Here is a 19901-nt window from a genome sequence, read left to right on the forward strand (position 1 = left end):
GGGCAAAAAAAGTGGCGTGGATTATGCCCGAAAATTGTGTTTCAAGCCAATGCCTTTCAGTTGAGGGTGACCCAGCGCTGGTTGATCAGCAATTCGATGGGGCGGTACTGGGTCTTGTAGTTCATCTTCTTGCAGTTCTTGATCCAGTAACCGAGGTACACCGCCTCGAGGTCCTGGCGCAGCGCTTCGGTGATCTGCCACAAGATGGCGTAGCGTCCGAGGCTGCGGCGTTCCTCTTCGGGTTCATAGAAGGTGTAGACCGCCGACAGGCCATTGGGCAGCAGGTCGCACACCGCCACGGCCAGGAGCCGGCCTTCGAGGCGGAACTCGTAGAACCAGCAGAAGGGCAGGTCGCGGACCAGGAAGGTGGAAAACTGGTCGCGACTCGGTGGGTACATGTCGCCGTCGGCATGGCGCTGCTCGATATAGCGTCGGTACAGGTCGAAGTATTCTTCCTTGAAGGACGGGCGAGCGGCACTGACGGTCAGGTCGGCATTGCGCTTGAGGATACGCCGTTGCTGGCGGTTGGGGATGAAGCGCGCTGCGGGGATGCGCGCTGGAACGCAGGCGTTGCAATGCTGGCAATGCGGGCGATAGAGGTGGTCGCCGCTGCGGCGAAAGCCCATTTCCGACAGGTCGGCATAGACATGCACGTCCATCGGCTGGCTTGGGTCGAGAAACAGCGTGGTTGCCTGCTCATCCGGCAGATAGCTGCAGGAGTGGGGTTGAGTGGCATAGAACTTCAAGCGCGCCAGCTCTGTCATGATCAACCCCTTAGGTGAGACTTTGTCTCTAAGTGTAAGCCAGCTCCGGGAACTCGACTAGGCAACCCAGCTGGCGTCGCTGGGTTGATCCAGGTGTCGCGCCAGGTGGTTGGCGAAGTCGGCTCGGCTGATGGCGCGGGCGCCCAGGCTGTGCAGGTGGTTGGTCGGCATCTGGCAGTCGATCAGCACGAAGCCGGCCTGCCGGAGGTGCTCGACCAAGGTCACGAAGCCTACCTTGGAGGCGTTGTCGGCGCGGCTGAACATCGATTCGCCGAAGAACAGTCGGCCGATGGCCAGGCCGTAGAGGCCGCCGACCAGCTCGCCGTCCCGGCGCACCTCCACCGAATGGGCGATGCCGCGGCGGTGCAGCTCGCAGTAGGCGGCGCGCATGTTGTCGGTGATCCAGGTGCCGTCGGCGTAGTCGCGTGGCGCGGCGCAGGCGGCGATCACCGCCGGGAAGTCGCTGTCGAAGCTCACCTGGTAGCGGCCCTGGCGGATCAGCTTGGCCAGCGAGCGCGAGACATGCAGCTCGTCCGGGAACAGCACCGTGCGCGGGTCGGGCGACCACCAGAGGATCGGCTGGCCATCCTGATACCAGGGGAAGCAGCCATGGCGATAGGCCGCGACCAGGCGATCAGGCGTCAGGTCGCCGCCGGCGGCGAGCAGGCCGTTGGGGTCGTGCAAGGCCTTTTCCAGGGGCGGGAAGGTCAGCGAGTCGCGGGTCAGCCAGGTGAGCATGGTGTTCTTGAGCGGCGGGGGAGGGGAGAGGGCAGCATGGCGTGCGTTGGAAATGAGGTCAACGCCTTGCGCGATCCCTGTAGGAGCGGCCTTGTGTCGCGATGGGCTGCGCAGCAGCCCCAGAATTGCGGCATCATGCTGAGTAGTTGGGGCTGCTGCGCAGCCCATCGCGACACAAGGCCGCTCCTACAGGCTCTCTATGCGGGTCCACAAATTGCATCCGGCTTCGGTGGCTCCAGGCACCATCTGCCACTTTTGCTGTCACACCTGTGCAAAAACACAGCATAAGCCTTTGTCACAAAAGAAAATGCATGCTCAAATTGCAACTAAATGAAAGTAGCCCCCGTTCACGCGCCATACAGCGTGCCGCCATGGCGGCTGGCGGGCAGTAATGTTAAAAGTAGTGGCTCATTGGCCGGCGGACGGCCAATCACTATTGGACGCGCAGTACGCGCAGGAATAGACGCGTTTTGAAGAAATCCACCGCAACTCCAGCCCCCTTGCCAGTGCCTCTGTGGCGGCAGCAGCTGCACTACCGCCTCAAGGAAGGTGCGCTGATCGCCGTTGGCGCCCTGTGCCTGTACCTGTGGATGGCACTGCTCACCTACGACACGTCCGATCCTGGCTTCAGCCATACCAGCAACGCCGACCAGGTGCAGAACGCCGCTGGCCGCGCGGGCGCCTACTTCGCCGACATCCTGTTCATGGTGCTCGGCTATTTCGCCTACATCTTCCCGTTGCTGCTGGCGATCAAGACTTGGCAGATCTTCCGGGAGCGCCACCAACCCTGGCAGTGGAGCGGTTGGTTGTTTTCCTGGCGGCTGATCGGCCTGGTGTTCCTGGTGCTGTCGGGCGCTGCCCTGGCGCATATTCATTTCCATCCCTCGGCGAGCCTGCCGTTTTCCGCCGGCGGCGCGCTGGGCGAGAGCCTGGGCGACCTGGCCCGCAATCTGCTGAACGTGCAGGGCAGCACGCTGATGTTCATCGCGCTGTTCCTCTTCGGCCTGACCGTGTTCACCGACCTGTCCTGGTTCAAGGTGATGGACGTCACGGGCAAGATCACCCTCGACCTGTTCGAACTGGTGCAGAATGCCGCCAACCGCTGGTGGGAGGCGCGCAACGAGCGCAAGCGCCTGGTGGCGCAATTGCGCGAAGTGGATGAACGGGTCGATGAAGTGGTCGCCCCCGTGGTGGTGGACAAGCGCGAGCAGGTCAAGGCCCGCGAGCGCATCATCGAGCGCGACGAGGCGCTGACCAAGCATGTCGCCCAGCGCGAGCAGCAGCCGGCTCCGGTGATCAACCTGCCGGCTCCGGTGGCCAAGGCGCCCGAGCCGAGCAAGCGGGTCATGAAGGAAAAGCAGGCGCCGCTGTTCGTCGACAGCGCCGTGGAAGGCACGCTGCCGTCGATCTCCATCCTCGACCCGGCCGAGCAGAAGAAGATCGAGTACTCGCCGGAGTCGCTGGCGGGTGTCGGCCATCTGCTGGAAATCAAGCTGAAGGAGTTCGGCGTCGAGGTTTCCGTCGACTCCATTCACCCCGGCCCGGTGATCACCCGCTACGAGATCCAGCCTGCCGCTGGCGTGAAGGTCAGCCGCATCGCCAACCTGGCCAAGGACCTGGCGCGTTCGCTGGCGGTGACCAGCGTGCGCGTGGTCGAGGTCATTCCCGGCAAGACCACCGTGGGTATCGAGATCCCCAACGAGAACCGCCAGATGGTGCGTTTCTCCGAGGTCCTCTCTTCGCCGCAGTACGACGAGCAGAAGTCGCCGGTCACCTTGGCCCTGGGCCACGACATCGGCGGCAAGCCGGTGATCACTGACCTTGCGAAGATGCCGCACCTGCTGGTGGCCGGTACCACCGGTTCCGGTAAGTCGGTGGGTGTGAACGCGATGATCCTGTCGATCCTGTTCAAGTCGGGCCCGGAAGACGCGCGACTGATCATGATCGACCCGAAGATGCTCGAACTGTCGATCTACGAAGGCATCCCGCACCTGCTCTGCCCGGTGGTCACCGACATGAAGGACGCCGCCAACGCCCTGCGCTGGAGCGTCGCCGAGATGGAGCGCCGCTACAAGCTGATGGCGGCCATGGGCGTGCGCAACCTGGCGGGCTTCAACCGCAAGATCAAGGATGCGCAGGAGGCCGGCGAAGTCATCCACGATCCGCTGTACCGTCGCGAGAGCATGGATGACGAGCCGCCGACCCTGAAGACCCTGCCGACCATCGTGGTGGTGGTCGACGAATTCGCCGACATGATGATGATCGTCGGCAAGAAGGTCGAAGAGCTGATCGCCCGTATCGCCCAGAAGGCCCGTGCCGCCGGTATCCACCTGATCCTGGCCACCCAGCGCCCGTCGGTGGATGTGATCACCGGCCTGATCAAGGCCAACATCCCGACCCGCATGGCGTTCCAGGTGTCGAGCAAGATCGACTCGCGGACCATCATCGACCAGGGCGGCGCCGAACAGCTGCTCGGCCACGGTGACATGCTCTACATGCCGCCGGGCACCAGCCTGCCGATCCGCGTGCATGGCGCGTTCGTTTCCGACGACGAGGTGCATCGCACGGTCGAGGCCTGGAAACTGCGCGGCGCGCCGGACTACAACGATGACATCCTCAACGGCGTCGAGGAGGCCGGCAGCGGCTTCGAAGGCGGCGGTGGCGGTGGCGATGGCGACGACCCGGAAGCCGACGCGCTCTACGACGAAGCCGTGCAATTCGTGCTGGAAAGCCGGCGGGCTTCGATCTCGGCGGTGCAACGCAAGCTCAAGATCGGCTACAACCGCGCCGCGCGGATGATCGAGTCGATGGAGATGGCCGGCGTGGTCACGCCGATGAACAGCAACGGCTCGCGGGAAGTGATTGCCCCGGGCGGCCCGCGCGACTGACGAACAACCTGCCGGGTGCCATTGATGACGCCCGGCCCTTTCACTGTGCAATGAGGATTTCCATGCGCGCGATTCGCATGCTGTTGGTTTCTGCCCTGGCTGCGGCCAGCCTGTCGGCCCAGGCCGGCGAACAGGACGTCCAGCGCCTGACGCAATTGCTGGAAAAGTCGCAGACCATCGAAGCCAATTTTTCCCAGCTGACCCTGGATGCCAGCGGCACCAGCCTGCAGGAAACCAATGGCAAGATGACCGTCAAGCGCCCAGGCCTGTTCTACTGGCACACCGACGCGCCCCAGGAACAAGTGGTGGTGTCCGACGGCAAGAACGTCACCCTGTGGGACCCGGACCTCGAGCAGGCGACCATCAAGAAGCTCGACGTGCGCCTGAACCAGACCCCGGCGCTGCTGCTGTCCGGCGACGTGTCGAAGATCAGCCAGAGCTTCGATATCACCTCCAAGGAGCAAGGCGAGGTCATGGATTTCACCTTGAAACCCAAGACCAAGGACACCCTGTTCGACTCGCTGCGCGTGTCGTTCCGCAGGGGCCTGATCAATGACATGCAGCTGATCGACAGCGTCGGCCAGCGCACCAACATCCTGTTCAATGGTGTCAAGGCCAACCAGGCGGTGCCGGACAGCAAGTTCCAGTTCGTCATCCCCAAGGGCGCTGATGTCATCAAGGAGTAAGCAGAGCCTGTGATGGACCTGTTTCGAAGCGAACCCGTCGCCCAGCCCCTGGCCGCCCGCCTGCGGCCGTCGAACCTGGACGAGTACGTCGGCCAGGAGCACCTGCTGGCGCGCGGCAAGCCGCTGCGCGAGGCCCTGGAGCAGGGCGCGCTGCATTCGATGATCTTCTGGGGGCCGCCGGGCGTGGGCAAGACCACGCTTGCGCGGCTGCTGGCGCAGTTCTGCGACGCGCATTTCGAAACCGTGTCGGCGGTGCTGGCCGGGGTCAAGGAGATCCGCCAGGCGGTCGAGGTGGCCAAGCAGCAGGCCGGCCAGTATGGCCGGCGCACCATTCTGTTCGTCGACGAGGTACACCGCTTCAACAAGTCGCAACAGGACGCTTTCCTGCCCTTTGTCGAGGACGGCACGCTGATCTTCATCGGCGCCACCACGGAGAACCCGTCCTTCGAGCTGAACAACGCGCTGCTGTCGCGAGCCCGGGTCTATGTGCTCAAGAGCCTGGACGAGGCTGCGCTGCGCAAGCTGGTCGATCGCGCCCTGAGCGAGGAGCGCGGCCTGGGCAAGCGCAACCTGCGGGTGGGCGACGAGGCGTTCAAGATGCTCATGGCCGCCGCCGATGGCGATGGCCGGCGCATGCTCAACTTCCTCGAAAATGCCTCTGACCTGGCCGACGATGGCGGCGAGATTGGCGTCGAGCTGCTGCAGAGCCTGCTCGGCGACAGCCGTCGCCGCTTCGACAAGGGCGGCGAGGCCTTCTACGACCAGATCTCGGCGCTGCACAAGTCGGTGCGCGGATCCAACCCCGATGCCGCGCTGTACTGGTACGCGCGCATGCTCGACGGCGGTTGCGATCCACTGTACATCGCCCGGCGCGTGGTGCGCATGGCCAGCGAGGACATCGGCAACGCCGATCCCCGCGCCCTGAGCCTGTGCCTCTCGGCCTGGGACGTGCAGGAGCGCCTGGGCAGCCCTGAAGGCGAACTGGCGGTGGCCCAGGCCATCACCTACATCGCCTGCGCACCGAAGAGCAACGCGGTGTACATGGGCTTCAAGGCCGCCATGCGCGAAGCCGCCGAACACGGTTCGCTGGAAGTGCCGCTGCACCTGCGCAACGCGCCGACCAAGCTGATGAAGCAACTGGGTTATGGCGAGGAGTACCGCTACGCTCACGACGAGCCGGATGCCTATGCCGCCGGCGAGGACTACTTCCCCGAGCAGCTCGATCCACGCCACTACTATCAGCCCGTTCCCCGAGGCCTGGAGTTGAAGATCGGCGAGAAGCTCAAGCACCTGGCCGAACTCGACCAGGCCAGCCCCCGGCAGCGGAGAAAACCGTGATCGCACTCATCGCCGCGGTCAGTGCCGGTGGCATCGCCGGCACCTTGCTGCGCTTCGCCACCGCCAACTGGGTCGCGGCCCACTGGCCACGGCACTTCTATGCCGGTACGCTGGCGGTCAACCTGGTTGGCTGCCTGTTGATCGGCCTGCTCTACGGGTTGTTCCTGCACAAGCCGCTGGCGCCGGTCGAGCTGCGCGCCGGGCTGATCGTCGGCTTTCTCGGCGGCCTGACCACTTTTTCCTCCTTCTCGCTCGATACCGTGCGCCTGGTGGAAAGCGGGCAGGTCCCGCTGGCCTTGGGCTATACCATTATCAGCGTGGTAGGCGGCCTGCTCGCGACCTGGGCCGGCCTGTCCCTGACCCGATTCTGAACCAACATTTACACATAACGAGAGAACGACATGCTCGATTCCAAACAGTTACGCACTGAACTTCAGGCAGTGGCGGACCGCCTGGCCACCCGTGGCTTCAGCCTGGATGTCGCGCGCATCGAATCGCTGGAAGAGCGCCGCAAATCGGTACAGACCCGCACCGAGCAACTGCAGGCCGAGCGTAACGCCCGTTCCAAATCGATCGGCCAGGCCAAGGCCAAGGGCGAGGACATCGCGCCGCTGATGGCCGACGTCGAGCGCATGGCCAATGAACTGGCCGCTGGCAAGACCGAGCTGGACGGCATCCAGGCCGAGCTGGACGCGATCCTGCTGACCATTCCCAACCTGCCGGACGCCAGCGTGCCGGTCGGCGCCAGCGAAGACGACAACGTCGAAGTACGCCGCTGGGGCACCCCGACCACCTTCGACTTCGAGATCAAGGATCATGTCGCCCTGGGCGAAGTCAGCGGTGGCCTGGACTTCGAAGCCGCGGCCAAGCTGTCCGGCGCCCGCTTCGCCGTGCTGCGCGGCTCGATCGCCCGCCTGCACCGCGCCCTGGCACAGTTCATGATCAACCTGCACACCGGCGAGCACGGCTACGAGGAACACTACACCCCGTACCTGGTGCAGGCTCCGGCCCTGCAGGGCACCGGCCAGCTGCCGAAGTTCGAGGAAGACCTGTTCAAGATCAGCCGCGAAGGCGAGGCTGACTTCTACCTGATCCCGACCGCCGAAGTGTCGCTCACCAACCTGGTGGCCGGCGAGATCCTCGACGCCAAACAGCTGCCACTGAAACTGGTCGCCCACACCCCCTGCTTCCGCAGCGAAGCCGGCGCCTCGGGCCGCGACACCCGCGGCATGATCCGCCAGCACCAGTTCGACAAGGTCGAGATGGTGCAGATTGTCGAGCCAGCGAAATCCATGGAAGCCCTGGAAGGCCTGACCGCCAACGCCGAGCGCGTGCTGCAGCTGCTGGAGCTGCCGTACCGTGTGCTGGCCCTGTGCACCGGCGACATGGGCTTCGGCGCCGTGAAGACCTACGACCTGGAAGTGTGGGTGCCGAGCCAGGATAAGTACCGCGAGATCAGCTCCTGCTCCAACTGCGGTGATTTCCAGGCGCGCCGCATGCAGGCCCGCTGGCGCAACCCGGAAACCGGCAAGCCAGAGCTGGTGCACACCCTCAACGGTTCGGGCCTGGCCGTTGGCCGGACCCTGGTGGCGGTGCTGGAGAACTACCAGCAGGCCGACGGTTCGATCCGCGTGCCGGACGTGCTCAAGCCGTACATGGGTGGCGTCGAGGTCATTCGCTGAATGGACTACCTGCCGCTTTTCCATAAGCTGCAGGGCGGCCGGGTGCTGGTCGTCGGCGGTGGCGAGATCGCCTTGCGCAAGGCGCGCCTGTTGGCTGATGCCGGCGCCGCGCTGCGGGTGGTGGCGCCGGAGGTCGACGGTCAGCTCGCCGCGCTGGCCCGCGAGGGTGGCGGCGAGGTCCTGGTGCGCGGATACCAGGCATCCGACCTGGACGGCTGTCGCCTGGTGATCGCGGCGACCGATGATCCCGGGCTCAATGCCCAGGTCTCGGCCGACGCCCAGGTGCTCAGCCTGCCGGTCAATGTGGTGGACGCGCCGGCGCTGTGCACGGTGATCTTCCCCGCCATCGTCGACCGCTCACCCCTGGTTGTGGCGGTTTCCAGCGGTGGCGACGCCCCGGTGCTGGCGCGGCTGATCCGCGCCAAGCTCGAAGCCTGGATCCCGTCCGCCTATGGCGAACTGGCCGGGTTGGCGGCACGCTTTCGCGACAAGGTCAAAGCCTTGTATCCGGACGTCAATCAGCGTCGCGGATTCTGGGAAAACGTATTCCAGGGGCCGATCGCCGAGCGCCAGCTGGCCGGGCAGGGCGCGGAGGCCGAACGCCTGTTGCAGGCAATGGTCGATGGCGCGCCGGTGCAGCAGGGCGGCGAGGTGTATCTGGTAGGCGCGGGGCCGGGCGATCCGGATCTGCTGACCTTCCGCGCCCTGCGCCTGATGCAGCAGGCCGACGTGGTGCTGTATGACCGCCTGGTGGCCCCGGCCATCATCGAGATGTGCCGGCGCGATGCCGAGCGCATCTATGTCGGCAAGCGCCGCGCCGACCACGCCGTGCCACAGGACAAGATCAACCGCCTGCTGGTCGACCTGGCCCGCCAGGGCAAGCGCGTGCTGCGGCTCAAGGGTGGCGATCCGTTCATCTTCGGCCGTGGTGGCGAGGAGATCGAGGAGCTGGCGGACGAGGGCATCCCTTTCCAGGTGGTGCCGGGCATCACCGCGGCCAGTGGCTGTTCCGCCTATGGCGGGATTCCACTGACCCACCGCGACTATGCCCAGTCGGTGCGTTTCGTCACCGGTCACCTGAAGGACGGCACCAGCAACCTGCCCTGGGATGACCTGGTGGCGCCGGCCCAGACCCTGGTGTTCTACATGGGGCTGGTCGGGTTGCCGACCATCTGTGCCGAGCTGATCCGCCATGGCCGCGCGGCGAGCACGCCGGCAGCCTTGGTGCAGCAGGGGACCACGCGCAACCAGCGGGTGTTCACCGGTACCCTGGCTGACCTGCCGGAGCTGGTGGCACGGCATGAAGTGCATGCGCCGACCCTGGTGATCGTTGGGGAGGTGGTGCAGTTGCGTGACAAGTTGGCGTGGTTCGAAGGCTCGCAGAACATCTGAAATCGTTGGGGCCGCTTTGCGGCCCGTTCGCGACACAAGGCCGCTCCTACAGGGGGTATGCGATCCCTGTAGGAGCGGCCTTGTGTCGCGAACGGGCTGCAAAGCAGCCCCAGCTATCTCAAGCCCGCCAGATCCCTCTGCCCGACAACCGCTCCCGATCATGCGGCAAGCCAAAGTCCTGCAGCGGCCCCTTGGGCACGATCCCGTTCGGGTTGATGGTCTTGTGGCTCATGTAATAGTGCTTCTGGATATGCTCCATGTTCACCGTGCCCGCCACCCCCGGCCACTGGTACAGTTCGCGCAGCCAGTTGGACAGGTTCGGGTAGTCGCTCAGGCGGCGCAGGTTGCACTTGAAGTGGCCGTGATACACCGCATCGAAGCGCACCAGCGTGGTGAACAGGCGCACATCGGCCTCGGTCAGGTATTCGCCGGCCAGGTAGCGTTGGCGGCCCAGTAGCGCCTCCAGATGGTCCAGTTCGTTGAAGACCTCGTCGAAGGCGGCCTCGTAAGCGTCCTGCGTGGTAGCGAAACCGGCGCGGTACACACCGTTGTTCACCGCCGGGTAGATACGTTCGTTGAGCGCATCGATGGTCGCCCGCAGTGGCTCGGGGTAGAGGTCCAGTGTATTGCCGGTCAAATTGTCGAACGCGCTGTTGAAGATGCGGATGATCTCGGCCGATTCGTTGTTGACGATGCGCTTCTCGTGCTTGTCCCACAGCACCGGCACGGTCACGCGGCCGGTGTAGTGAGGGTCGTCCTGGGTATAGCGCTGGTGCAGGTACTGCAAGGCGTCCAGGTGATCGCCGGTGGAGCCCTCCTGGCGATCGAAGGTCCAGCCGTGCTCGCCCATCAGCCAGCTGACCACCGAGACATCGATCAACGGCTCCAGGCCTTTGATGGCGCGCAGGATCAGGGTGCGGTGAGCCCAGGGGCAAGCCAGCGAAACATACAGGTGATAGCGACCGGCCTCGGCGGCGGGCAACTGATTGCGGCGCTGGGCACTCTCGCGTTGGAAGGTGCCGTCCTTGCTGGTCTGGTACCACTGGTCATGCCAGCGTCCATCGATCAAAAGGCCCATGTCGGAGCTCCTCGGAACAAAGTCGTTTGTCGTTGGAGCTCAGTCTAGAGCAAGGCGTTCGAATGAATAGCGCAAAGAATGCGCCTTACTCATCTACTTACTTGATGTTTTTCCGAGCTGCCCAGTAGCCGCGAGCAGTGCTGAACGCTTCCTCGCGAGGCTTGCCCAGCCCGCGCAGGGCAAGGGCCATGGTAGCGATCACCGCCATTTCGCCGTAGCTGTCATCGGCTTCGCCGTGCCATACCGCGAGCAGATGCCGAGGTTGCAGGGTTGCCGGCTTCACATGGCGCTGGGTGCTGAGTGCCGGCCATTCTTCGTCCCAGGCTTCACCTGACGCTGTGCCATACAGGTGACTGATGACATCCGGGTTGACCTCGATCTCGCCACCGTCGCCCTTGATGACCACGGCGTGATCACCGAGCAGGCGGCTGGCTTCGCGGTGCACCGCCTGGTAACCGGGGTGGAAGATGCTTTGCAGCCCGCAGCGGGCGCCGAGCGGGTTGAGGACCCGGGCCAGGGAGTGGATGGGCGAGCGCAGGCCCAGGGTGTTGCGCAGGTCGATCATGCGCTGCAGCTGCGGCGCCCAGTCCTGCAGCGGAATGAACGCCAGGTGCTGGCTGTCCAGGGCCCGCTCCACGGCGGCCCAGTCGCGGCATAGCGGGATGTCCAGCAAGTCGAGCAACTGCTCGGTATACAGGCGCCCGGCGGTGTGCGCTCCGCCGCCATGCATCAGGATGCGCACCCCGTTGCCGGCCAGGCACTTGGCTGCCAGCAGGTACCAGGGCAGGTGGCGCTTCTTGCCGGCGTAGCTGGGCCAATCGAGATCGACGGCAATGCTCGGCGCGTGCAGATGGGCGCGAAGGGCTTCGGTGAAGCCTGCCAGTTCCTCGGCGCTTTCTTCCTTGTGCCGCAGCAGCATCAGGAAGGCGCCCAGCTGGGTATCCTCGACCTTGCCTTCGAGCAGCAGGGTCATGGCGGCGCGGGCTTCGTCGCGGGTCAGGCCACGGGCGCCGCGCTTGCCTTTGCCGAGGATGCGCACGAATTCGGCGAAGGGGTGTTCGGCAGGGGTTTCCAGGGTAAGGGGGCGAGGTTCGGTCATATGCAGTTGGTCGGCTTGGGCAGGCCCGCCAGCTTGGCGGCGAGCTTGGCGGGCGTGCCATTGAACAGGCGGTTCAGGTGCGGGCTGTTGCCCTTGTCTGCGCCGAGCTTGAGTGCGGTGTACTTGATCAGCGGGCGGGTGGCCGGCGACAGCTGGTATTCCTGGTAGAACTGGCGCAGCAACTCGAGGATCTCCCAGTGGTCCGCAGTCAGGGCGATGCTTTCGCGCGAGGCGAGGGCCTCGGCGACCTCAGGCGACCAGTCCTGCAGCTCGACCAGGAAGCCGTCCTTGTCCAGGGCGATGCTGCGATCGCCGACAGTCAGGATGCTCATAGCCAGCTGTTGACCTTGTCGTGGCGCAGGGAGAGTTCGACGAAGGCGGCGTAGTCCACGGCCTTGGCCAATGGGTTGTCGAGGGCGCGGGCCTGCAGGTCTTCGGCGAGGGCGAACAGGCGCTCGCCAAGGTTGGCGGCCTGCAGGGCGGCAAAGGGTTCGCTGCCGGCTTTGAGCGCATAGGTGGCGTCGCCGCACAGCAGCAGCGCGTCTTGTGGGCCCAGCAGGCGCAGGCAACTGCTCAGGCGCTCGTCGCCGAAGGGCGAGTGGGCGATTACATGCAGGGTCGTCATCAGAGCGTTACCACTTGGTCGAAACGGGCAATCAGCGCAGTCAGCGCGGAATCGTCGAGCACCTCGACCGGCAGCGCCAGGGCACCACCGTCCAGTCCACGGCGGGCCAGGCTATGGCCGCAGGCGAACAGCTCTTCGACACCGAACATCGGCAGGGCCTGGAGATTGGCCGCCAGGTTTTTCTGTTGCAGGGTATCGGGCTGCTGCCCGGCGGCGAGCTGGAATACGCCGTCATCGAGGAACAGCATGCCCAGCGGCAGGTCGAAGGCGCCGCCGGCCAGGGCGATGTCCAGCGCCTCGCGGGCAGACGGGCCGCTCCACGGTGCCTGGCGGCTGATGATCAGCAAGGACTTGGCCATCTCAATCACCTCCGAAGCAGACCAGGCGGTCGGCCAGTTGCGCGGCTTCGTGCAGCTGGCCCAGGCCGGACAGCTCCCACGGCATCGGCAGGTTCACCGCCGGGCGCTGGTAGCGGTTGGCCTCGGTGTCGTCGAGCACGCCCCGGCGCAGGGCCGCGGCGATGCACACCACGGCGTCAAGGCGGTGGTCGCTGACGAAGGCGCGCCACTGCGCGGCCACGTCCAGTTCGTCCTGGGGCGTGACGATATTGGCCGAGGCGCTGTGCACCCCATCCTGGTAGAAGAACAATCGGGCTATCTCATGCCCGCCGGCCAGCACCGCCTCGGCAAAGCGCAAGGCGCGGCGCGAGGAGGGGGCATGGGCCGGGGAAAAGACCGCGATGGCGAATTTCATGGAAGGCTCGTGCAAATGAATGCGGCCATGATAAAGCAAAAAGCCCGCGCTGGTGGGCGCGGGCTTTTTACTCGGGCTGGCGCGGCTCAGGCCTGTTCCTTGCCCTCGGGCAGGAACCAGTTGAGCAGCAGGGCACAGATGCCGCCGGTGGCGACGCCGGACTCCAGCACATTGCGCAGCGCCGCCGGCATGTGCGCGAGGAACTCCGGCACCTGGGCCACGCCCAGGCCCAGCGACAGCGACACGGCGATGATCAGCAGGGCACGGCGGTCGAGGCGGGTGCTGGCGAGGATATTGATGCCCGAGGCCGCCACGGCACCGAACATCACCATGGCCGCGCCACCGAGCACCGGCTCCGGCACCGCCTGGATCACCCCGGCAACCGTGGGGAACAGGCCCAGCAGGATCAGCATGGCGGCGATCCAGATGCCGATATGGCGGCTGGCGATGCCGGTCAGCTGAATCACGCCGTTGTTCTGGGCGAAGATCGAGCTGGGGAAGGTGTTGAACAGGCCGGCCAGCAGCGAGTTGGCACCGTTGACCAGCACCCCGCCCTTGATCCGCTGCATCCACACCGGGCCTTCCACCGGCTGGCGCGAGACCTTGCTGGTGGCGGTCACGTCACCGATGGCTTCCAGCGAGGTCACCAGGTAGATCACCAGCATCGGAATGAACAGCGACCAGGAGAAGCCCAGGCCGAAGTGCAGCGGCGTCGGTACCTGGAACAGCGCGGCCTGGTGCATGCCGGTGAAGTCCAGGCGGCCCAGGTAGCCGGCCAGGGCATAGCCCACGGCCAGGGCGATGACGATGGCGCAGCTGCGCATCCACACCACCGGAATACGGTTGAGGATGACGATGATCGCCAGCACCACGCCCGACAGCAGCAGGTTCTCGCCATCGGCGAAGGTACCGTTGGCCATGGCGCCGAAGCCGCCACCCATGCTGATCAGGCCGACCTTGATCAGGGTCAGGCCGATCATCAGCACGACGATACCAGTCACCAGCGGGGTGATCAGGCGCTTGACGAAGGGCAGGATGCGCGAAACCCCCATTTCCACGAACGAGCCGGCGATGACCACGCCGAAGATCGCCGCCATCACGCTCTCGACCGGCGTGCCCTGCTTGACCATCAGCGCGCCACCGGCGATCAGCGGCCCGACGAAGTTGAAGCTGGTGCCCTGAACGATCAGCAGGCCGGCACCGAACGGCCCGAAGCGCTTGCACTGGACGAACGTGGCGATACCCGAGATCACCAAGGACATCGACACGATCAGGTTGGTGTCGCGCGCCGAAACGCCCAGGGCCTGGCAGATCAGCAGGCCCGGCGTGACGATCGGCACGATGATCGCCAACAGGTGCTGCAGCGCCGCCAGCAGGCCGATCAGCAGGCGCGGCTTGTCTTCGAGGCCAAGGACCAGTTCATTGGCAGGCGCCGCCGCGCCTGGGCCGTGTTCGTGTGAACTCATGGGAAATGCTGCCCCGGAAGAAAAAAGGAGCGCATTCTACGGGCAGAACGGCCACAGGGGTAGAGGCTCGCACGATGGCTGCACAATCGCGGAGGAATGGCTTAATAAGCTGACTTTTAGGTCAATCCATATCATGTTTGCCGCCCTTGTACGGCAGGCACGAAAAAGCCCGCCGAAGCGGGCTTTTTCGTGGTGGAACCAGCGGAGCCGGTCAGTCGTCGCGGCCCATGATGCCGAACAACTGCAGCAGGCTGACGAACAGGTTGTAGATCGATACATACAGGCTGATGGTCGCCATGATGTAGTTGCGCTCGCCGCCATGAATGATGGCGCTGGTCTGGAACAGGATGCAGACCGACGAGAACAGTACGAAGCCCGCGCTGATCGCCAGTTGCAGGCCGCTGATCTGGAAGAAGAAGCTGGCCACCACCGCACCCAGCAGGACGAAGAAGCCAGCGGTGATGAAGCCGCTGAGGAAGCTCATGTCCTTGCGGGTGATCAGCACATAGGCCGACAGGCCGCCGAACACCAGGGCGGTCATGGCGAAGGCCGAGCTGACCACTTCGGCGCCACCGGCCATGCCCAGGTAGCGGTTGAGGATCGGGCCGAGAATGAAGCCCATGAAGCCGGTGAGGGCGAAGGTGGACACCAGGCCCCATGCCGAGTCACGCAGCTTGTTGGTGAGGAAGAACAGGCCGTAGAAGCCGATCAGCACGACGAAGATGTTCGGGTACCCGACACGCATCTGCTGGGCGACGAAGGCCATGATGCCGCTGAAGGCGAGGGTCAGGGCCAGCAGGCTGTAAGTGTTGCGCAGGACCTTGCTGACCTCCTGCTGCTCGACCTGCTGGCCGTGTTGGACGGCGTAATCCTGTTCGCGCATGGCGCACTCCTTTGGGGTAGGACCGCAGGTTCGGGACCTGCGGTATTGGAACGTATGATGCGGAGCATATCAGAGCTGCCGCAACCCGCGACACAGAGAGTTTGACAGCTTGTTTCATTACGGTATGATTGCCGCCGCAAAACAAGCTGGAAGCGTGGCCGAGTGGTTTAAGGCAACGGTCTTGAAAACCGTCGATGGGCAACTATCCTAGAGTTCGAATCTCTACGCTTCCGCCATCTAAGTGCCTGATTTCATTGGTGTTTACCTTAGGCGACCCCTAAAAAGGGAACGTTTTTGGAACATTTTGGGAATCGAAGGCAAAAAGAAGGGGCCGCCACGGCCCCTTTTTTTATGCCTTTCAGCTCAACTTGAGCGCCTGGTTCAACAACCCCACCACATCCGGCCCGTCCTGGCTGATCCACTTCGAGTAGTGCCTGAAGATCATGGCCGTCGAGGTGTGCCCCATCTGATCCGCAATCCACTCTGGCGTGGCCAGTCCGCTGCTCAGCATCTGGCTGGCGAAGGTGTGCCGGCAGGTATTTGGACCACGCTGGCGAACGCCGGCCTTCTCCAGGTGGCCGATCCACCACCCGTGCCGCAGTACGTCCGAGGATCGGTACGGTTCACCTGTGGCGGTGTTGTGGAAGACAAAGCGCACACGCTGCTCCCGAATCGTCCGGTTGTCGCGCTCGACGACCTGGATCAGCTCCGCCGGCAGTTGCCTGGTGAACCTCTCCTACGCCTGCAGCGCGCGAAGGGCAGGTGCAAGCAGCTTCACCTTGCGCGTAGACCGCCGTGTCTTGGTCACCTTGTATTGCCCTGCGACCCGCGCGCGGCGGATCTCCACGGTGCCGGCGGCCAGGTCGACGTCCTCCCAGGCCAAGGCAATCGCCTCGCTTAGGCCTCCACATGGCCGAGCCGATAAATCACCTGCTCCCGGTTATCCCGGACCGTGCTCGGGAACTGAGCGAGGTCCTTGAGTTGCAGCTCGTACAGCGCCTGCACTGCCTCCCGGGCGCCTTCGCCCGCCGGCTGGCGCTCCAGGTGGATGTTCACGGCACGCGGGTTCAAGACCTCGAACTCGCCACCGACTTAGGCCAGCGCGCCCTGGAACACCATACGCTTCAATGGCAGGCTCAGGCCGCGGCCGGTGATTGGCTTGCCGTCATAGCAGTGCTTCAGCGCGTTCCAGTCGAAGTGATCAACCTGGTTGCACTCTTCCAGCACGACCGGCCGGTTCTTCCAAAGCCTTGACGATGATCTGATCGACCTTGCCCTCGGCCACGTCGGCAGTCAGCGAGCGGGCGTAGAGGTCGAGGTTGTCGAGCGTCGAAGCTTGCGGCATGGCGACAAAGGCGCCGCCGTACAGGCCGGTAAGGAAGTCGGGCAGGTATGTGGTGCTGGCGACCAGCTCCAGCTGGCGTACCTGGTCGTCGCTCAGCGGGCGGTGGCCGGCGTTCTCGTAGAGCTTGTTGTCGAACTGCTTGAAGTCCAGCCCCAGGTGGGTGGCGGCGCATTCACGGCCACCGGGGAAGGCTGACACAACGGCCATCACGGCTTTGCGGCGGCTATCAAGAACCGGGCGATTCATCTTCTCGTTTTCTCCCTGAGCCGGTGGCACTACCGTGCGACTGTGCCTTCCTTGATGCCGAGCAGAACCGCAGCCCGATGAGCCTCGCCGCGCAGGCATTTCTTCTGTCCATTCAGCACGGCGTAGACGGTGGAGGGGTGCAGACCGTTCTTTTTGGCGAAGTCCATGACACTAATTCCTTGAATCTCCGGGCGTTGTCTGGCGGCCTGGCACGCTTGCTCGGGTGCGTAGTTGGCGTGCATAGTTCAAATTCGTGTGATTTCGCGTAATAACGCAGTGATATTTGTTCATATTTTTGAACTATTCAATGTTTGAGGTTCAAAAAATATGACCATTGGCGAGCGACTGAGGGAAGAAAGATCGCGCCTTGGCCTGAGTCAGACTGACTTGGCGACAGTAGGTGGAGTGGGGAAAACCACACAGATCAACTACGAGAAGGGCTCAGGTAGCCCTGATGCGCGCTACCTGTCAGCGGCGGCTGCTCAAGGTGTTGACGTGCTGTACGTGGTGACTGGCGAGCGCAAACGAGAGCCTTCTGCCAGCCTTACCGCCAGCGAAGCAAATGTGTTGGCCTGTTACCGGAAGCTATCGCCAGCAGATCAAAATGTGCTCGAGCGCACCGCTGTGGCCTTGGCTGATATGACGGATCGCCAAGGGTTTTAGGTCTGCTGACTCGAATTGATCAAGGCATCGACCGGCCATGAAGGCCGATTTTTTACAAGGAGTTACCCAGTAATGGATGGATTTATTGGAGTTCTGGCCCTAGGGGTCTTGGTGTTCGCCTGGTGGTCGCTGGCTAAGAAGATGCAGCGCAACGGTCGAGGTTGGCTGTTGCGGCACTTCGTCGGCAGCACGGTTGGTAGCTTCGCGGGGCTGATGGTGGTGCTGCTGGCCCTCGCCGTGGGGATCATTGAGGCGAAACCAAAACCGGAAACGAAACCTGCCGAGTCACTGGTTGAGGCTCACACCCCCGAGCCTGTTGTCACCCAGGCAGAAGTGGTCCCTCCAGCCGTACCTGTGACGAAAGAGAAACCTGCCAAGACCTTGGGCCTAACCCCAAAACAGTACGCGGATCGCCTTAACGCGCTGTTGAAGAAGCTCGAACTCAAGCATCGAGTGGATAGCAGTAGTGTCGTGTCAGGGGAGGTCAACAACGTACTGAACGCTTCGATAGGCAAGCACACTGCGCTGGTCGCAGCTATTTCAAAGGACAGTGGCGAAGTGATCGACGTCGTCCTCATGGGCGGAGGCGATGGTACACCCGCATCCGGGCTTGAAATCATGATGATCGCCAGTGCGGTACTGACCGCAGCAGCTGATGACGTGGAGTTCCAGGAAGTGTTCCAAGGGCTGCCCTCGATGATTAAAGGGCAGGAGCGAACCTACGGGTCTGTAAAGCTCACTGCCAAGACCATGGACCAGCTGGGAACTTGGTTCATCGCCTCCCCGGTTGAGCAGGGTGGCAGCACGCGCGACAAAGGTTGAATGGAAAAAGTCCATTGCGAGGATGGTGGCACGCGGAGTTGTGCTGAGAATGAGTTACTCCCGGTCGCATGGTTCGGCGCCGTCGGCGTCAGGCGACCGTCTCATGGAAATGGAGTACATACGATGGAAAACCTTACCCAGTTGGAACGCGACTTCATCAACCTGCTGCGTCAGTTGAATGATCGGCAGCGGCAGGACTTGATGCGGATTCTGGAGGCGTTCAGTAAGTCGGCAGCGTAAGGGCGAAAGAGAAGGGCCCCAGCCACGTGTCGGGGTTTCATGTAAAAAGGCCCCGCCGACAGGCAGGGCCTTTTCTTTTAGGCACTAGGGTCTTCCCAGTGATCCAGCAACCAGGCAAACGCCCGGAATGCGTAGATCAGCTTCGCGCCTGTGCAGACGCACCGCCATAGTCGGCGGACAAATGACATGGAATCCATGGGATGGTTCCTATGGTGGAACCCTGGCACCGCCCACCATACCGGCCTAGGCAAACGGGTAACTGAAAAGTGTCAACTGTTTCAGTACGCCAGGGAGTCTATCGGCCCTTCAACACCGGCACGTTTCTCAGGCGTGGCGAAGGGGCCAAGGGCTTTAGCGGCCCTGTAGGTGTATTAGATACCACTGATCGAATGCACCAAAAAAGTCTTTTTAACGGTTGCTGCGAATTATTTTTGTTTTGCTCCCCAGAGCCTTGACAGCCGGTTGTTAGCAATGCCTGGTGTCAGGGCAAAAATTTACATTTTCACTGTAAATAGTGACTATCTCTAGTGTTTTTGCGGTGGTTTCGCGCCTATTTACTCAACGGGGATTTCGACATCACTCTTCGGCCCGGTTCACATCGGAGCCGGTTTTGGTCTTCTGGATTTCGTAATACGTGGTGCCGTGACGTTGACATGTATTGCACAATACGACCCTCGTCGTTAGTATCAATCTGTCAACTGTTTCAGTACGCCGCCGTCGAATCCTCAATTCATCGGCCAGAAAAACCGCCCTCTCAAGGCGGTTTTTTTGTGCCTACGATTTGGTGGAGACCGCCGCCACCCTTCTTCTTGAGTCCGTGCAGCTTACCACGGTGCCGATCACCAGTTCGCGCAAGTTGTCAGCCCAGTGCCAGTAGACTCGCCAGTGAGTGAAGAGGTCGAGATCTTACCAACGCCCTGAGTCTCGTCTACCTCTCACGGGCAATGCCTGCAAGACGTCCGCTCTGCACGGTATTTGCTGTGCGTAGAGATGCGTCCGTCTGTCCGCGATGAGCTAAGTCTAAGGCGATTTGCCTCGTACCTGATGACCGGAGCCAATGCAAAGAATGAAGCTCAGGAGGCCTATATTGCAGGACTATCAGGGAGCGGCGGGCCATGGGCTTCATGCTTGATGGTGGTAAGTGGCGTAGTGGCTCACATGTCTTTCTGGATGTCTTGCATCCGCTTCCATTC

At 63.2% G+C, this 19901-nt stretch carries 23 protein-coding genes and 1 tRNA gene; 9 read left to right on the forward strand and 15 right to left on the reverse strand.

The window, feature by feature from the left end; translation table 11 throughout:
• Positions 1-56: 56 nt before the first annotated feature.
• Positions 57-764 carry an arginyltransferase gene (locus tag N5D48_RS14875; RefSeq protein WP_279885514.1) on the reverse strand — a complete coding sequence of 236 codons (708 nt, stop codon included), beginning with the start codon at positions 762-764 and terminating at the stop codon, positions 57-59.
• Positions 765-821: 57 nt separating this feature from the next.
• On the reverse strand, positions 822-1502 hold the full coding sequence (gene aat / locus N5D48_RS14880) for a leucyl/phenylalanyl-tRNA--protein transferase (protein WP_279885516.1): 681 nt from the start codon (positions 1500-1502) through the stop codon (positions 822-824).
• 470 nt (positions 1503-1972) lie between these two features.
• Here aat and ftsK point away from each other — a divergent pair, with 470 nt between their 5' ends.
• From ftsK to cysG, 6 genes are all read left to right on the forward strand, one after another.
• Positions 1973-4390, forward strand: coding sequence for a DNA translocase FtsK (ftsK, locus tag N5D48_RS14885; protein ID WP_279885519.1), 2418 nt, complete (start codon positions 1973-1975; stop codon positions 4388-4390).
• Positions 4391-4452: 62 nt separating this feature from the next.
• Positions 4453-5076: an outer membrane lipoprotein chaperone LolA gene (gene lolA, locus N5D48_RS14890; RefSeq protein ID WP_279885521.1), complete on the forward strand. Its 624-nt coding sequence runs from the start codon at positions 4453-4455 to the stop codon at positions 5074-5076.
• 12 nt (positions 5077-5088) lie between these two features.
• Positions 5089-6414, forward strand: coding sequence for a replication-associated recombination protein A (locus N5D48_RS14895; protein WP_279885524.1), 1326 nt, complete (start codon positions 5089-5091; stop codon positions 6412-6414).
• The gene (gene crcB, locus N5D48_RS14900; RefSeq protein ID WP_279885527.1) at positions 6411-6785 is read left to right on the forward strand and encodes a fluoride efflux transporter CrcB; all 375 of its coding nucleotides are present in this window, start codon (positions 6411-6413) and stop codon (positions 6783-6785) included. The genes N5D48_RS14895 and crcB overlap by 4 nt, the downstream gene beginning before the upstream one ends.
• Positions 6786-6815: 30 nt before the next feature.
• On the forward strand, positions 6816-8096 hold the full coding sequence (serS, locus tag N5D48_RS14905) for a serine--tRNA ligase (protein ID WP_279885528.1): 1281 nt from the start codon (positions 6816-6818) through the stop codon (positions 8094-8096).
• Positions 8097-9488, forward strand: coding sequence for a siroheme synthase CysG (cysG, locus tag N5D48_RS14910; RefSeq protein ID WP_279885530.1), 1392 nt, complete (start codon positions 8097-8099; stop codon positions 9486-9488). It abuts the gene before it with no gap.
• 118 nt (positions 9489-9606) lie between these two features.
• Here cysG and N5D48_RS14915 read toward each other — a convergent pair whose 3' ends face one another.
• The 8 genes from N5D48_RS14915 to N5D48_RS14950 all read right to left on the reverse strand — a co-directional run bounded on the left by N5D48_RS14915 (position 9607) and on the right by N5D48_RS14950 (position 15392).
• Positions 9607-10566, reverse strand: coding sequence for a glutathione S-transferase family protein (locus N5D48_RS14915; protein ID WP_279885532.1), 960 nt, complete (start codon positions 10564-10566; stop codon positions 9607-9609).
• Between the two features lie 97 nt (positions 10567-10663).
• Complete coding sequence (locus N5D48_RS14920) at positions 10664-11665, reverse strand: glycosyl transferase family protein (protein ID WP_279885535.1); 1002 nt, start codon at positions 11663-11665, stop codon at positions 10664-10666.
• Entirely contained in the window at positions 11662-11997 is a 336-nt protein-coding gene (locus N5D48_RS14925; RefSeq protein WP_279885537.1) for a TusE/DsrC/DsvC family sulfur relay protein, read from the reverse strand. Before N5D48_RS14925 ends, N5D48_RS14920 begins: the two co-directional genes overlap by 4 nt.
• On the reverse strand, positions 11994-12290 hold the full coding sequence (tusB, locus tag N5D48_RS14930; protein WP_279885539.1) for a sulfurtransferase complex subunit TusB: 297 nt from the start codon (positions 12288-12290) through the stop codon (positions 11994-11996). Before tusB ends, N5D48_RS14925 begins: the two co-directional genes overlap by 4 nt.
• On the reverse strand, positions 12290-12649 hold the full coding sequence (gene tusC, locus N5D48_RS14935; protein WP_279885541.1) for a sulfurtransferase complex subunit TusC: 360 nt from the start codon (positions 12647-12649) through the stop codon (positions 12290-12292). Before tusC ends, tusB begins: the two co-directional genes overlap by 1 nt.
• Position 12650: 1 nt before the next feature.
• Entirely contained in the window at positions 12651-13043 is a 393-nt protein-coding gene (gene tusD / locus N5D48_RS14940) for a sulfurtransferase complex subunit TusD (protein WP_028692375.1), read from the reverse strand.
• Between the two features lie 86 nt (positions 13044-13129).
• Positions 13130-14509: a uracil-xanthine permease family protein gene (locus tag N5D48_RS14945; RefSeq protein WP_279885543.1), complete on the reverse strand. Its 1380-nt coding sequence runs from the start codon at positions 14507-14509 to the stop codon at positions 13130-13132.
• A 211-nt stretch (positions 14510-14720) separates the two neighbouring features.
• On the reverse strand, positions 14721-15392 hold the full coding sequence (locus tag N5D48_RS14950) for a Bax inhibitor-1/YccA family protein (RefSeq protein WP_028692373.1): 672 nt from the start codon (positions 15390-15392) through the stop codon (positions 14721-14723).
• Between the two features lie 148 nt (positions 15393-15540).
• Between N5D48_RS14950 and N5D48_RS14955 the strand changes: the two genes are divergently transcribed.
• Positions 15541-15628 (forward strand) — tRNA-Ser (locus N5D48_RS14955).
• Positions 15629-15750: 122 nt separating this feature from the next.
• Here N5D48_RS14955 and N5D48_RS14960 read toward each other — a convergent pair.
• The 5 genes from N5D48_RS14960 to N5D48_RS14980 all read right to left on the reverse strand — a co-directional run bounded on the left by N5D48_RS14960 (position 15751) and on the right by N5D48_RS14980 (position 17225).
• Positions 15751-16110 carry a tyrosine-type recombinase/integrase gene (locus tag N5D48_RS14960; protein WP_347881622.1) on the reverse strand — a complete coding sequence of 120 codons (360 nt, stop codon included), beginning with the start codon at positions 16108-16110 and terminating at the stop codon, positions 15751-15753.
• A gap of 179 nt (positions 16111-16289) precedes the next feature.
• Positions 16290-16463: a hypothetical protein gene (locus N5D48_RS14965; protein WP_279885545.1), complete on the reverse strand. Its 174-nt coding sequence runs from the start codon at positions 16461-16463 to the stop codon at positions 16290-16292.
• A gap of 21 nt (positions 16464-16484) precedes the next feature.
• On the reverse strand, positions 16485-16619 hold the full coding sequence (locus tag N5D48_RS14970; RefSeq protein WP_279885548.1) for a hypothetical protein: 135 nt from the start codon (positions 16617-16619) through the stop codon (positions 16485-16487).
• Positions 16594-16944, reverse strand: coding sequence for a YmfL family putative regulatory protein (locus N5D48_RS14975; protein WP_279885551.1), 351 nt, complete (start codon positions 16942-16944; stop codon positions 16594-16596). The genes N5D48_RS14970 and N5D48_RS14975 overlap by 26 nt, the downstream gene beginning before the upstream one ends.
• Positions 16945-17012: 68 nt before the next feature.
• Entirely contained in the window at positions 17013-17225 is a 213-nt protein-coding gene (locus N5D48_RS14980; RefSeq protein WP_279885553.1) for a DNA-binding protein, read from the reverse strand.
• Between the two features lie 85 nt (positions 17226-17310).
• Here N5D48_RS14980 and N5D48_RS14985 point away from each other — a divergent pair, with 85 nt between their 5' ends.
• Positions 17311-17646, forward strand: a complete 336-nt coding sequence (locus N5D48_RS14985) for a helix-turn-helix transcriptional regulator (RefSeq protein WP_279885556.1) — start codon at positions 17311-17313, stop codon at positions 17644-17646.
• 72 nt (positions 17647-17718) lie between these two features.
• On the forward strand, positions 17719-18468 hold the full coding sequence (locus tag N5D48_RS14990; protein WP_279885559.1) for a hypothetical protein: 750 nt from the start codon (positions 17719-17721) through the stop codon (positions 18466-18468).
• The last annotated feature ends 1433 nt before the right edge of the window (positions 18469-19901 follow it).

Source organism: Pseudomonas sp. GD03858, assembly GCF_029840925.1.
Taxonomy (GTDB): Bacteria; Pseudomonadota; Gammaproteobacteria; order Pseudomonadales; family Pseudomonadaceae; genus Aquipseudomonas.